The following is a 13,535-nucleotide window of genomic DNA, read 5'->3' as shown; positions in this document are numbered from 1 at the left end:
CGTCAGAGGGTATCGGAGTAGTCCGACATCGGTCGCGCAGATTTCTCCGGCGGTTCCACGATCGATTCGGCGGGCCGGATCGGTTCGGGACCGCTCAGCGAGGACGCTTCCTCATCCGACAGTGCCGCCAAGGCTTCGCTGTCCCTGCGGGCGCGGCGCCGGTCGTTGATCCGGGAGAACTGGACGGCCACCTCGAACAAGACCGTCAGCGCCAGCGCCAGCGCCAGCATCGAGAACGGGTCCTGCGGGGTGACGATGGCGGCAAACACGAACAGCCCGAAGATGAGTCCGCGTCGCCACGCCTTGAGCCGGTCGTAGGTCAGCAACCCGACCATGTTCAATCCGACGATCAGCAACGGTGTTTCGAAGCTGATACCGAAGATGATCAGCAGTTGGATGATGAACCCGAAGTACTGCGAACCACTCAGCGCGGTGATCTGGGCGTTGTTGCCGATGCTCAGCAGGAAGCTCAACGCATGTGCGACAACGACATACGCCAGCACGGCGCCCGTCGCGAACAGCGCGGTGCCGCAGCTGACGAACCCGACCGCGTACCTGCGTTCCTTCGCGTAGAGGCCTGGGGTGATGAACGCCCACAACTGGTACAGCCAGATCGGCGCGGCGAGCACGACGCCCGCCGTCATGCCGACCTTCAACCGCAGCATGAACTGCTCGAACGGCGCGGTCGCCAGTAATCGACAGGCGCCGTCGGTGGTGAGCGAGGCCCGCGCCGAGGAGGGCAGCGAACAGTAGGGGCCGAGTAGGACATCGCCGAGGCTCTCGATGCCGAGGATCGAATGCGCGTACCAGAAGAAGCCGAACATCGTGGTGATGAAGACCGCGGCAATCGAAATCAGCAGGCGGCTACGCAGCTCTTGCAGATGCTCGACCAACGACATGGTGCCGTCGGGATTCGTCCTGCGCTGGCTGTGCCGAGGATCGAACGGGATTCGCATGGTGGTGTGTTGGCCCCTGGGTTGGATGTGCCCGCGTCGCCGACAGTGCCGGCGCTCCGGCGGGCAACAGCGCTATGCCCGGAGTGAGATCGACTCACCCCGGCGCTGAAGCTCGACTCAGACCGACTTCGGCTCGGTGTGGGGCTCCGCGATGGTCACCTGCGGCTGCGCGACGGTCGCCTGTGGCAGCTCCTGGACCGGTTGCTGAGCCGGCGCCGGGTTTGCCGGTGCGGTGCTGTCGCTCTGCATCTGGCTGACCTCGCTCTTGAAGATGCGCAACGACCGGCCCAGGCTGCGGGCGGCGTCGGGCATCCGCTTCGCGCCGAAGAACATCACGAAGAGCCCAGCAATGATCAGCCAGTGCCAGATGCTCAGACTGCCCATGGTTAACCTCCCAAGAATGTGGTAGCTCCGATGCTACCGGACTATGACGTGGGCGAACTCCCGCGTCAGTGCTCGTTTGCCGCGCGTTCAACCCCGGCCTTCGGCCGCCGCCGCCCGCAGCTGTTCCAGCAGTTCCTGGCCGGCCCAGGTGCGCTGGTCACCCTGCTCGGCGGCCACGATCAATTCGATCAGTCGCTGATTCACCGGTGTCGGTATGCCGGCCATTGTGCCGAGGCTCACGATTTCGCCGCACAACCAGGATATTTCGGTCTTGCGCCCGAGCGCGAGGTCGTCGGCCATGGACGAGCGGGCGACCGGATCGATGGCCAGCACCTGGCCGGCCACCCGGCGGAAGATCCCGTCCGGAGCGGTCAGCAGCCGGGTCATCAGCTTGGGCGGCAGCGGGGTGAGCCGGGCCGGGCGAATTCGTGCTCTGTTCATCGCCGCGAGCGCCTCATGCTGGGTCAGCGCGAGGCAGCGGCGGTAATTCCGGTCGGCCAGTTCCTCGCGCAACGGTCTGCCCGACAGCGCGTTGATCGGATTGTTGAGGTTAAGAAGCAGCTTCGCCCACTGCACCGGCAGCACGTCCGGATAGCGGCGCAGCGGCAGCCCGGCCTGTTCGAAGACCTCGGCGAACGGTTCAAGGGCCGGGTTGTCCTGCACCGCGATTCGGCCCTCGGTGCCGCGGTGGAAACGGCCATCGGTGTGGTGGACGACGTTGAACATCACCATGCCCGCCAGCACCACGCAGGTGGGTAGCACATCTCGGATCACCGCGTCGTTGCCGATGCCGTTCTGCAAACTCACCACCACCGTGCCCGGGCGAATCTTGCCCGTCAGTTCCCGGACCGCGCTGGAGGTGGCGGCCGATTTCACCGCGACCAGCACCAGATCGGCCGAGCCGACATCGTCCGGTTCGGTGGCCACCGCGAACCGGTCCCCCGCCACCTCGTCCTCGCCGCCGTCGAGATCTGTCAGCCGCAGTCCCGACGCGACGATCTCGTCGAGCACACGTCGTCTGCCGACGAACGTGATGTTCGCGCCCGCCGCCGCCAACTTTCCGCCGACGAAAGTGCCGATACTGCCCGCACCGAGCACCATCACGTGACACGTCATGCTGGGCCGGCCTCTTCTAGTCCGGCGGCTTCATAAGCGGCAAGCGCGGCATTCGAACGCTCTCGCACCGCGGCGACCAACTCGGGCGGACCGAGGACAGTCACACCGGAACCGAATCCCAGCAGCAACCGCGCCATCCAATCCAGGGTGGCGAACCGCATGGTCACCTCGAGGCTGCCGTCGGGGTGCACGGCCAATCGGTGCATCGGATACTGGTCGAGCACCCAGCCGTAGTCGCCGCGAATCTGCAAGCGCGCCAAGGGAACCGCAGGATCGTCCTGGAACAAGTCGAGCGCGGCGGACTCTTCGGTCGCGTGGCTCGGCGGGCGAGCAGGCTCGTCCAACTCGGTGGCCGCCTCGATCCGGTCGAACCGGAACAGTCGCACGCCTTCGGCCTGCCTGCACCAGGCCTGCAGATAGCTGTTGTTGTCGACCAGCACGATTCGGATCGGGTCGACGACGCGTTCGGAGACCACGTCACGGCTGGCCGAGTAGTAGACCAACCGCAGCGCGTGCTGCCCGGCCAGCGCCGAACGCACCGTCGCCACTGCCGGAGCCTCGACCCGCCGGGTAAGCGACTCGCCCAGCGCACCGTCGGCGGAACCACCGTCCGAGATGGCCGATTCGATCTTGGCGATCGCCGCGTGCGCCGCGGTCGGATCGACCATGCCTGGCATGTCCACGATCGACCGCAGCGCCACCAGCAGCGCCGTCGCCTCGGTGGAGGTCAGCCGCAGCGGACGGTCGATGCCCGCGGAGAAGGTGACCTCGATGCTCTCCTCGGAGAACGACAGATCGATCAGATCACCCGGTCCGTAACCCGGCAGGCCGCACATCCACAGCTGATTCAGGTCGCCCATCAGCTGTTTGGTCGTCACGCCCAGATCCACGGCCGCCTCGGCGGCACTGATACCAGGGTGTGCGATGAAGTACGGAATCATGTTCAGCAAACGCGAAAGACGAACAGACAAGCGCGAACTCACGACTGCACCTCGCTGGCGCTCGATTCCGTCGTTCGTTCCGACGCTGCGTCGATGGTTCGCTCGCTACGCTCGCTCACGCCGTGACCTCCGTGCGATCGAACACCGAGCGCAGCCGCGCGACAACATCCGCGCGCAGGTCCTCCGGTGCGAGTACCACCGCGTCGGGTCCGAGGCCGGTGATCAGTCGCGCCAGCCAGTCGCGGGACCGAATCGGCAGTTCCACCACGCCGCCGTGGCGGCCACCGATCGCCCGCTCGCCGATCACCCGGCCCAGCCTGCGGATCTCCCGTCCGTGCCCCTCGGCCACCCAGACCGTCGCCGAACCGGTTACCGGGGCGCTGCCGGTGACCTGGTCGACGATCTCGCGCAGATCGACACCGTCCGGCTTGCTGACGACGTTCGGCGGCCCATAGGCGACCACGTCGTCACCTATCCGGGACAGCCGGAAGCTGCGTACCGCTTCGCGGCCTCGATCGTGGCCGACGAGATACCAGCGGCCGTGATGGGTCACCACGCCCCAAGGCTCAACATCCCGCATGATGTACGGCGCGTTGACCGCGCCTCGATGCTCGAACCGTACCGCCTGACCAGCATCGATGGCGGCAAGCAGCTTGCCGAGCACTGGCTCCGACCCACGGGTGCGCGCCGGGACCGCGGGCACCGAGGCCACCGCCGCATCGGTTTCCACATGAATCCCGGCCGCGCGCAACTTCAACAGCGCGCCCTCGGCCGCAGCGGCCAGCTCCGGCGATTCCCACATCTGCACCGCGACCGCGACGGCCGCCGCCTCTTCGCTACTCAGATCGATGTCGGGTAGTTCGTAGGCATCTCGGTTGATCCGATAGCCCTCCATCGCGGAGTATCGGCTCACCGGGCCGACCTCCAGCGGAATGCCCAGGTCGCGCAGCTCGTTCTTGTCCCGCTCGAACATCCGGCTGAACGCCTCGTCGCTGACCGAGTCCTCGTAGCCGGCGACACTGTCCCGAATCCGCTCAGCGGTCAGGAACTGCCTGGTCGACAGCAGCGCGATGACCAGATTCATCAGCCGCTCGACCTTGGATATCGCCACCCGAACAGGGTAATGGGCGCGACGGCGCGACGGTGCGGCGGCGCACGATTACCGCGCTACAGACGTGTCACAGTTGACTCAGACAGCAGAACCTACCTCGAAGGAGCCAGCAATGATCGTCGCCTTCTCCGTGACCCCGCTCGGCACCGGTGTCGACGTCGGTCGGGCCGTCGCCGAGGCGGTCCGGGTGGTGCGCGCCAGCGGACTGCAGAACCGGACCGATGCCATGTTCACCATGATCGAGGGCGAGTGGGACGAGGTGATGGAGGTGGTCAAGCAGGCCACCGACGCGATCCTCGAGGTAGCCCCACGCTGCAGCCTGGTACTCAAGGCCGACATCCGCCCGGGCGTCACCGACGCGATGACCGCGAAGGTCGAGACGGTCGAGCGGTACCTCGCGGAGTAGTAGACCGCACCCGTCCGAGTCGGATTCGTCTCGACAACAAGGGTTTCGCATCCCTGACAGACACCGGGCCCGGGTTCGTGGTGACCAACCCGGGCCCGGTGCGTGCGGTTTGTTCGCTACATCGATGCGATCAGTCGATCGACACGCTCGTCCACCGAGCGGAACGGGTCCTTGCACAGCACCGTGCGCTGCGCCTGGTCGTTGAGCTTCAGATGCACCCAGTCGACGGTGAAATCGCGACCGGCCTCCTGCGCGGCGGTGATGAAGTCACCACGCAGCTTGGCGCGGGTGGTCTGCGGCGGGGTGTCGACCGCGGCATCCACGGCCTCGTCCTCAGTGACCCGCTTGGCCAGGCCCTTGCGCTGCAGCAGGTCGAAGACGCCGCGGCCGCGCTTGATGTCGTGGTAGGCCAGATCCAGCTGGGCGATCTTCGGATCCGACAGCTCCATGCCGTAGCGGTCCTGGTAGCGCTGGAACAGCTTGCGCTTGATCACCCAGTCGATCTCGCTGTCGACCTTGGCGAAGTCCTGCGCCTCCACCGCGTCCAGAGTGCGGCCCCACAGGTCGACGACCTGATCGACATACGGATCGCGGTCGCGGTTGCGCAGGTGCTCGACCGCCCGCGCGTAGTACTCGCGCTGAATGTCCAGTGCGCTGGCCTGCCGTCCACCGGCCAACCGCACCGGCCGCTTGCCGGTCAGATCGTGGCTCACCTCGCGGATGGCGCGGATCGGGTTGTCCAGGGCGAAATCGCGGAAGGAGACACCGGCCTCGATCATTTCCAGCACCAGGGAGGCCGTGCCGACCTTGAGCATGGTGGTGGTCTCGGACATGTTCGAGTCGCCGACGATCACGTGCAGGCGGCGATACTTCTCCGCGTCCGCGTGCGGCTCGTCGCGAGTGTTGATGATCGGCCGCGACCGCGTGGTGGCCGAGGAGACGCCCTCCCAGATGTGCTCGGCGCGCTGCGACAGGCAGAAAGTGGCCGCCTTCGGCGTCTGCAGAATCTTGCCCGCACCGCAGATCAGCTGGCGAGTCACCAGGAACGGCAGCAGCACATCGGAAATCCGGGAGAATTCACCGGCACGCACCACGAGGAAATTCTCGTGGCAGCCGTAGGAATTGCCCGCCGAATCGGTGTTGTTCTTGAACAGATAGATATCGCCGCCGATACCCTCCTCCGCCAGGCGCTGCTCGGCGTCGATCAGCAGCTCCTCCAGCACCCGCTCGCCTGCTCGGTCATGCGTGACCAATTGCGCCAGGTTGTCGCACTCGGCGGTAGCGTACTCCGGATGCGACCCGACATCGAGGTAGAGCCGAGCACCGTTGCGGAGGAACACGTTCGAGCTACGGCCCCAGGAAACTACCCGGCGGAACAAATACCGGGCCACCTCATCAGGGCTGAGCCGACGGTGGCCGTGGAAGGTGCACGTCACACCGAATTCGGTCTCGATCCCCATGATTCGTCGCTGCACACTCTCGACATTACAGCCATGCCATGCACTCGCGTGGGGCTGCGGACAACCCGGATGCATACGTCTTCACAACGATTTTCCCTGTCGATGCAGCATTCGGCCGAAAGTATCGCCCCACGTGCGAGGCCCCCAGCGCTCCGTGGCACGGAACACCGGGGGCCTCGACGACCGAACGTGACGACTACTACTCCGGCTTCGGAGCGTCCTCTGCCGCTTCCGCCGCTGCGGTGGCCGCGGCCGATTTACTCTTGCTGCCCGACTCGGCGCCGACCAACAGCCCTTCCAGCGCGGTATCCGAGATCCGCCGGAACGCCCGCCGGGGCCGCGCCTGCTCCAGCGTGGCGACCTCGAGCAAGCTCACCCCGAGCACGCGCTTGTCCTTATCGGCGGCGCCCTCGGGCACCCCCGCGGTCAACGCCGACACGGCCACCCCGATGGCGGCAGAGAGGTCGAGACCGGGCTGATAGGACGCCTTGAGCGCGGTGACGATCGGCTCGGTCGTGCCGCCCATCACCACGAACTCGCGTTCGTCCACGATCGACCCGTCGAAGGTGACCCGGTACAGCACCGATGTCGGCGTCTGCGCCGGATACCCCACCTCGGCCACGCAGATCTCCACCTCGTACGGCTTGAGCTGATCGGTGAAGATCGTGCCGAGGGTCTGCGCGTAGGCATTGGCCAGCGCCCGACCGGTCACATCACGCCGGTCGTACTGGTAACCGCGCAGATCGGCTTGCAGAATCCCGCCGCGGCGCAGATTCTCGAACTCGTTGTACTTGCCGACGGCCGCGAAGCCGACGCGGTCGTATAGCTCACTTACTTTGTGCAGGGTCGCGGACGGATTCTCCGCGACGAACAGCACGCCCTTGTCGTACACCAAGACGACGACACTGCGACCACGAGCGATGCCTTTGCGCGCAAGTTCGGTCTTGTCGCGCATGATCTGCTCGGCCGACGCGTAGTACGGCAGTGTCATGCTTGCGCACTCCCTTCTTCGGCGGCCTCACGGTCGGCGACGATGTCGCGCGTGATCTCCGCCAAGCGCTGCTCGGTCACCTCGTCGGCGCCTTCCTCGTTGATCACGATCGCCGTCGGGTAGATACCCCGCAGTAGATCGGGGCCACCGGTGGCGGTGTCGTCATCGGCCGCGTCGAACAGGGACTCGACGGCGATGCGCAGTGCGCGATCCTCGTCAATTCCCTTGGCGTACCGCTTCTTCAGGGATGATTTAGCGAATACCGAACCCGATCCGACCGCGGCATAGCCGAACCGCTCCTCGCTGCGACCGCCGACCACGTCGTAGGAAACGATCCGACCCGCTTTGTCCGGGTCGGTGGCGTGCTCGTCGTAACCGACGAGCACCGGCACCACCGCCAGACCCTGTAGGGCCGCGGGTAGGTTGTCGCGCACCATCTTCGACAGCTTGTTGGCCTTGCCGTCGAACGTCAGCGAGACGCCCTCGATCTTCTCGTAGTACTCGAGTTCCACCGCGAACAACCGCACCATCTCGACGGCCATGCCCGCGGTACCCGCGATACCGGCCGCCGAGTAGGTGTCGGTGATGTACACCTTCTCCATATCCCTGCTGGCCAACAGGTTTCCCATGGTGGCCCGCCGGTCACCGGCGATCAGCACACCGCCCCGATAGGAGACCGCCACGATGGTGGTTCCGTGCGGAGCCACATCCTTCGCGGAGGTGCCACCGGAAATTCCGGTGGCACCATCGATCGCGCCGAACTTGTTGCCTGGCAACAGTTCCGGCGCGTGCATGCGCAAGTGCTCGGAAAATGACGAGAGGGCGTGCCCCGGGTGGAGACGCAACGGGTCACCTGCTGTCACTGGCCACCCTTCTGGACGTACGCACGGACGAAGTCTTCCGCATTCTCCTCGAGGACATCATCGATCTCGTCGAGCAGGTCGTCGGTCTCCTCCGCCAGCTTTTCGCGGCGCTCCTGTCCGGCGGCATCGACGCCCTCCGGGCCCTCATCCTCGTCGCCGCCCCCGGCGCGCTTGGTCTGCTCTTGTGCCATGGCAGCCGACCTCCTCTGTCCTCATCATGACCAGGGCTCATGGTCCGAGCACGGCCCTGATCATGAGCAATGTCCGTGCTCGTCCTTCAACAGTACTCAGCGACACCGACACGGTGTCGTATTCCGGGTTGTGTTTAATTCGCAGCGCCTGCGGCACTGTGGGGTCCGCGGCCACCCGTGTGGCTCGCGTCGAGTGCTATGTGGTGAGCTGTTCGACCAGTTCAGCGGCGGTATTTACGCCGTCGAGCAGTTTGCCGACGTGGGCCTTCGTGCCCCGGCGCGGCTCCAGGGTAGGGATGCGCACCAGCGAATCGCCGCCGAGATCGAAGATCACGGAATCCCAGCTGGCGGCAGCGATATCGGCGCCGAAACGACGTAGGCACTCGCCGCGGAAGTAGGCGCGAGTGTCGGTGGGCGGCTTGGTCATCGCGTCCAGCACCTCCTGTTCGGAGACCAGTCGCTTCATCGACCCGCGCGCGACGAGACGATTGTAGAGGCCCTTGTCCAGCCGCACGTCGGAGTACTGCAGATCCATCAGGTGCAGCTTGGGCGCGGCCCAGGCCAGGCCCTCACGCTTGCGCATGCCCTCGAGCAGGCGCAGCTTGGCCGGCCAGTCGAGCAGGTCGGCGCATTCCATCGGATCGCGTTCCAACAGATCCAGCACCATGGCCCAGTTCTCCAGGATGTCCCGCACGCGCGGATCGTCGTTGGCGGTGCGGGCCACGAACTTCTCCGCCCGGTCCAGGTAGATGCGCTGCAGGGCCAGGCCGGTGAGCTCCCGGCCGTCGGTGAGCGCCACCGTGGCGCGCAGGGTGGGGTCGTGCGAGATCTGGTGCACCGCGGTGACCGGGCGGGCCAGCTGCAGATCCGACAGGTCCTCGCCCGCCTCGATCAGGTCCAGCACCAGCGCGGTGGTGCCGACCTTCAGGTAGGTGGACATCTCGGCCATATTGGCGTCGCCGATGATGACGTGCAGCCTCCGATACTTGTCGGCGTCGGCGTGCGGCTCGTCGCGGGTGTTGATGATGCCGCGTTTGAGCGTGGTCTCCAGACCGACCTCGACCTCGATGTAATCGGCGCGCTGGGACAGCTGGAAGCCGGCGTGGTCACCGGACTGGCCGATGCCGACACGGCCGGAGCCGGTGATCACCTGACGCGAAACGAAGAACGGCGTGAGGCCGACGATGATCTGGTTGAACGGGGTGTCGCGGCTCATCAGGTAGTTCTCGTGGGTGCCGTAGGAGGCGCCCTTGCCGTCGACATTGTTCTTGTACAGCTGCAGCCGCAGGGCGCCTGGCACGCTCGACGCGTGCCGTGCCGCCGCCTCCATCACCCGCTCGCCCGCCTTGTCCCAGATCACCGCGTCCATCGGGTCGGTGACCTCGGGCGCGGAGTATTCGGGGTGGGCGTGATCGACATACAGTCGGGCGCCGTTGGTGAGAATCATGTTCGCCGCACCGACCTCGTCGGCGTCGATCACCGGCGCCGGTCCGTTCATCCGGCTCAGATCGAATCCACGAGCATCGCGTAGCGGCGATTCCACCTCGTAATCCCATCGGGTTCGCTTGGCACGCGGCACTCCCTCCGCCGCCGCGTAGGCGAGAACCGCCTGGGTGGAGGTGAGGATCGGGTTGGCGGACGGCTCGGTGGGTGTGGAGATGCCGTACTCGACCTCGATGCCGATGATGCGCTGCATACGACGAGCGTAGGCGACGCGTCGTGGTAGTCCGTCGCGACCGGCGGCTTCGGCGATCCGATGGACATCAATGTCATACCGAGGGTGGTACTTCCGGAGGATCCGCGCGTCGGCGAGCGAGCGGGATATTCGGAGCATGACCGATTCGATCGCCGATCCCCGACCGGGTACCGCGGGGAAGCACCACAAGCCGCAGGAGACGGCTGCGGAGGTGACGAATACCGCCCAGCCTTCGCGCCTGGTCGCACTCGATGTGCTGCGCGGCATCGCGATTCTCGGCACGCTCGGCACCAACATCTGGATCCTGACCAACGCGCAAGGCATGATCGGCTATCTGCACGAGCTGAACCAATCCGCCACTGGTTGGATGTGGGCCGAGCGAATCATACAGCAGGTGGCGCAGGGCAAGTTCCTGGGGCTGCTCACCATCATGTTCGGCATCGGCCTCGCCATACAGCATGGATCGGCGGTGCGTGGCGGGCGACGCCGGCCTGGCAGCTATCCGTGGCGGGCGGGGCTGCTATTCGTCGACGGTCTGCTGAACTTCCTGTTCGTCGCCGAGTTCGATGTGCTCATGGGGTATGCGGTCACCGGATTGGTCGTCGCGTTTATTCTCGCGACAAGTGAACGCGCGCAACGCCGTTGGCTGATCTTCGCGGCGAGCGTCCATGTCGCGATGCTGATGCTGATCGCGCTCGCCATCACCTTTGCACCGCAGCAGGATTCGACGCCACGGAAGCCGCTCGATCCGAATCCCTATGCGGACGGCTCATTCTGGGATCTCGTGATCTTCCGCGTAGAGAACGTCGGCACCTTCCGACTGGAGCCCATCTTGATATTCCCCATGTCGATGGCCTTGTTCCTCGCCGGAGCCCGACTGTTCCGCGCCGGGGTATTCCGCCCGGAGGGCGCGCTACTCCGCAAGCGGCTCATGATCGCGGGCTTCGCGGTCGCCGCACCCTTCGATCTGCTGGTCGGCGTGATCGGCGGCGGCGACGTGCTGCTCTTCACCAGGTACGGCACCGCTCCTATCGTCGCCTTCGGCATCCTGTCGCTGGTCGCCGAGTTCTACCTGCGCCGCCCACACGTCGGCTTCCTCGGCCGCCGCCTGACCGAGGTCGGGCGCACCGCCCTCAGCTGCTACATCCTGCAGAACCTCGTGGCGTCGATCCTGTGCTACGGCTGGGGTTTGGGCCTCGCGGCCCGCGTCTCGACCGACGCCCGCGTCCCGTTCACCGTCGGCATCTACCTGCTGGTCACCCTGATCATCGTCAGCTTCGCCCACCTGTGGCTGCGTCGCTTCGAACGCGGGCCGGCCGAATGGCTGTGGAACGTCAGCTACCGCGCCCTGGCTCGGGAGCGCTGACGGGGCGGACTTTCACCGACGACGGTGCGTGGACATGACTCCGGCTACCGTCGTCGGTGTGACGCTCGCCGACCGATATCCGTTGCTGCACACCCCCACCCGATGGGAGTGGGGTGGTCTCGACGTCCAGTTCTCCACCGACCTGCCGCCCGACGAACTCGTCACCAATGTCCACGTCGTTTCCTTCGTCGGCGCCGAGATCGTGCTGTGTCGCGACGACCGCGATATCTGGATCGTGCCCGGCGGCACCCGCGAAGCGGGCGAATCCGTCGACGAGTGTCTGCGCCGCGAGTTGCTGGAGGAGGCGGGCGCCCACACGGTCGGACCGGTCCGGTGGTTCGGCGCCCACCATGCGACCAGCGATCACCCCGCGCCCTGGCGGGATTGGCAACCGCACCCGCACAAGGCTTGGTTGTGGTGTACCGCCGACGTCGTTGTCGATTCGGAGCCGACCAACCCCGACGATGCCGAACACATTGTCGAGGTGAGCGCCTTTCCGCAGGCCGAGGCGATGCGGCTGTCCCGCACCGACGGCGACCACATGGCCGAATTGATCGCGCTCGCAGTCGAATTCCACCGCCTCGGGTAGCCGAACTCAGCCGGTGCGCGAGACCGAGGCTTCCGCGCAACGCGGCGCAATTCAGCCGCAGCGCATCGCTGGACGATGTGCAACTGTGGTTCGCCCCCAGCGACGAGGGCCTTGCCTTGCGCACCCGATACCCGGACAGTCCGCCCGCGCGGCCATTGGTCACCGAGTTCCTCGATCGGGTCGCCGATACCCTGACAACCGCCGTCGGACCGGGATAGTCTCGGCAAGGGATCCGAACCGGGATTCGCAGTCTGCCGGGAGCGTCCGATAATGAAGGCTCTGGTCACCGACGAAACGTCCATCGCCACGGGGACAATGTCTACGGGAGCACTGACTCCCCCTGCCGTGCGCCATGTCTCGGGACCGCCGGACCAAGAGTGCCAGGCGGACACCGCGTTGCTGCGCGCTGGCATCCTCGCCTTCGGCGGACCGATCGGCCCGACCGCACTGCACGCCCATCACACCGTGCAGATCGTCGCCACCTGCACACCGGTAACCGTGGTGGACGCCAGTGGCATTCGCCATCACGGCACCCATGTCATCGTGCCCGCCGACGCACCGCACCGGATCGCCGCGGGCGCCGACCGCGGCACCGCGATCTACCTGGACCCCGAAACGGCGGCGGGCGCGGCCGCCGACCGCAGGGCACACGCCTACGGCTGGGCCGATAGCATCCACTCGCTGCCCGTCGATCCGTCCCGTGGTGCGCTCGCCGATGTCGTCGCCGATGTCGTCCGCGATCTCCAACACGACACCGCCGACAGCACCGACACCGACCAGCACGACGTGGTCACCGAGGCGATGCGGCTGCTCCCCTCGCTTGTCCGCAACGGCCCGGTCCGCGGTGCCGACGTGGCCCGTCACCTCGGCGTCTCGGCAAACCGGCTCACCCGCCTGTTTACCGAACAGGTCGGAATCCCGTTACGCCCCTACGTACTCTGGCTGCGCCTGCACGTCGCAATCACCCAGGTCCGATCCGGCGACGACCTCGCCGCCGCCGCTCACGCCGCGGGCTTCGCCGACAGCACCCAATTCACCCGCACCTGCCGCCGTACCTTCGGCCTCGCACCCACGGAGTTGAGTCACACGGCGCAGTGGGATCTGGGCGAACGTCCGTAGCGGCAGCACGCCCAGGTACGCTCGGAGCATGTTCACGCGGGTTCAGCTGACGACGTTTGCGGTTTTCGCACTCGTCCTGCCCGCGCTTGCCCTGGTCGCGGCGCCCGCGCATGAGCCGGCCTCGCTGGCCGTGCTCAGTGTGATGGCAGCCTCGGTGGTCTTCGCGCTGGTCTCGCTGCAGACCACGCGGCGGCTGCCGCTGCTGGTCGCCAGGTGCGGTCCACCGTCATCGGCACAGCGCCGTCGGCGTGGGTCGTTTCTGCGGCAGAGCAATCCTGACACCGCGGGTCGGCCGCGCCCCCGAGCGCCCGGTCTCGCCGTCGCCTGACGACCACCCCGCACGAGT

The 13,535-nt window shown here is 66.4% G+C and carries 16 protein-coding genes; 6 read left to right on the top strand and 10 right to left on the bottom strand.

The window, feature by feature from the left end; all coding sequences use genetic code 11:
• Positions 1–2 precede the first annotated feature (2 nt).
• The 5 genes from tatC to ACV7NQ_RS34955 form a co-directional block, all read right to left on the bottom strand.
• Positions 3–956 carry a twin-arginine translocase subunit TatC gene (gene tatC / locus ACV7NQ_RS34975; protein ID WP_463363456.1) on the bottom strand — a complete coding sequence of 318 codons (954 nt, stop codon included), beginning with the start codon at positions 954–956 and terminating at the stop codon, positions 3–5.
• Between the two features lie 117 nt (positions 957–1,073).
• The gene (gene tatA, locus ACV7NQ_RS34970) at positions 1,074–1,340 is read right to left on the bottom strand and encodes a Sec-independent protein translocase subunit TatA (protein ID WP_463363455.1); all 267 of its coding nucleotides are present in this window, start codon (positions 1,338–1,340) and stop codon (positions 1,074–1,076) included.
• 87 nt (positions 1,341–1,427) lie between these two features.
• Complete coding sequence (locus tag ACV7NQ_RS34965; RefSeq protein ID WP_463363454.1) at positions 1,428–2,456, bottom strand: 2-dehydropantoate 2-reductase; 1,029 nt, start codon at positions 2,454–2,456, stop codon at positions 1,428–1,430.
• Positions 2,453–3,439, bottom strand: a complete 987-nt coding sequence (locus tag ACV7NQ_RS34960) for a helix-turn-helix transcriptional regulator (protein WP_463363453.1) — start codon at positions 3,437–3,439, stop codon at positions 2,453–2,455. The genes ACV7NQ_RS34965 and ACV7NQ_RS34960 overlap by 4 nt, the downstream gene beginning before the upstream one ends.
• Positions 3,440–3,512: 73 nt before the next feature.
• Positions 3,513–4,508, bottom strand: coding sequence for a helix-turn-helix transcriptional regulator (locus tag ACV7NQ_RS34955; protein ID WP_463363452.1), 996 nt, complete (start codon positions 4,506–4,508; stop codon positions 3,513–3,515).
• A 112-nt stretch (positions 4,509–4,620) separates the two neighbouring features.
• Here ACV7NQ_RS34955 and ACV7NQ_RS34950 point away from each other — a divergent pair, with 112 nt between their 5' ends.
• Positions 4,621–4,914: an MTH1187 family thiamine-binding protein gene (locus ACV7NQ_RS34950; protein ID WP_463363451.1), complete on the top strand. Its 294-nt coding sequence runs from the start codon at positions 4,621–4,623 to the stop codon at positions 4,912–4,914.
• Positions 4,915–5,030: 116 nt separating this feature from the next.
• Here the strand turns inward: ACV7NQ_RS34950 and pafA are convergent, their stop codons facing one another.
• The 5 genes from pafA to dop all read right to left on the bottom strand — a co-directional run bounded on the left by pafA (position 5,031) and on the right by dop (position 10,115).
• Positions 5,031–6,389 (bottom strand): Pup--protein ligase, encoded by a 1,359-nt coding sequence (gene pafA, locus ACV7NQ_RS34945; RefSeq protein ID WP_463363450.1) that lies wholly within the window; start codon positions 6,387–6,389, stop codon positions 5,031–5,033.
• 184 nt (positions 6,390–6,573) lie between these two features.
• Entirely contained in the window at positions 6,574–7,365 is a 792-nt protein-coding gene (prcA, locus tag ACV7NQ_RS34940) for a proteasome subunit alpha (protein ID WP_463363449.1), read from the bottom strand.
• Positions 7,362–8,228, bottom strand: a complete 867-nt coding sequence (gene prcB / locus ACV7NQ_RS34935) for a proteasome subunit beta (protein WP_463363448.1) — start codon at positions 8,226–8,228, stop codon at positions 7,362–7,364. The genes prcA and prcB overlap by 4 nt, the downstream gene beginning before the upstream one ends.
• Complete coding sequence (locus ACV7NQ_RS34930) at positions 8,225–8,419, bottom strand: ubiquitin-like protein Pup (protein WP_019047503.1); 195 nt, start codon at positions 8,417–8,419, stop codon at positions 8,225–8,227. Before ACV7NQ_RS34930 ends, prcB begins: the two co-directional genes overlap by 4 nt.
• Before the next feature lie 196 nt (positions 8,420–8,615).
• On the bottom strand, positions 8,616–10,115 hold the full coding sequence (dop, locus tag ACV7NQ_RS34925; RefSeq protein WP_463365939.1) for a depupylase/deamidase Dop: 1,500 nt from the start codon (positions 10,113–10,115) through the stop codon (positions 8,616–8,618).
• A 136-nt stretch (positions 10,116–10,251) separates the two neighbouring features.
• Between dop and ACV7NQ_RS34920 the strand changes: the two genes are divergently transcribed.
• From ACV7NQ_RS34920 to ACV7NQ_RS34900, 5 genes are all read left to right on the top strand, one after another.
• Positions 10,252–11,481 carry a DUF418 domain-containing protein gene (locus ACV7NQ_RS34920; protein ID WP_463363447.1) on the top strand — a complete coding sequence of 410 codons (1,230 nt, stop codon included), beginning with the start codon at positions 10,252–10,254 and terminating at the stop codon, positions 11,479–11,481.
• 34 nt (positions 11,482–11,515) lie between these two features.
• Positions 11,516–12,070: an NUDIX hydrolase gene (locus tag ACV7NQ_RS34915; RefSeq protein ID WP_463363446.1), complete on the top strand. Its 555-nt coding sequence runs from the start codon at positions 11,516–11,518 to the stop codon at positions 12,068–12,070.
• A 77-nt stretch (positions 12,071–12,147) separates the two neighbouring features.
• Positions 12,148–12,288 carry a hypothetical protein gene (locus tag ACV7NQ_RS34910; protein ID WP_463363445.1) on the top strand — a complete coding sequence of 47 codons (141 nt, stop codon included), beginning with the start codon at positions 12,148–12,150 and terminating at the stop codon, positions 12,286–12,288.
• Between the two features lie 52 nt (positions 12,289–12,340).
• The gene (locus tag ACV7NQ_RS34905; RefSeq protein ID WP_463363444.1) at positions 12,341–13,189 is read left to right on the top strand and encodes a helix-turn-helix transcriptional regulator; all 849 of its coding nucleotides are present in this window, start codon (positions 12,341–12,343) and stop codon (positions 13,187–13,189) included.
• Between the two features lie 28 nt (positions 13,190–13,217).
• Positions 13,218–13,517 (top strand): DUF6412 domain-containing protein, encoded by a 300-nt coding sequence (locus ACV7NQ_RS34900; RefSeq protein ID WP_463363443.1) that lies wholly within the window; start codon positions 13,218–13,220, stop codon positions 13,515–13,517.
• Positions 13,518–13,535: the final 18 nt, after the last annotated feature.

This window comes from Nocardia sp. Tas62D01 (assembly GCF_055232035.1).
Note: the sequence above shows the minus strand (reverse complement) of the source record. Positions and strands in the feature narration are given on the sequence as shown.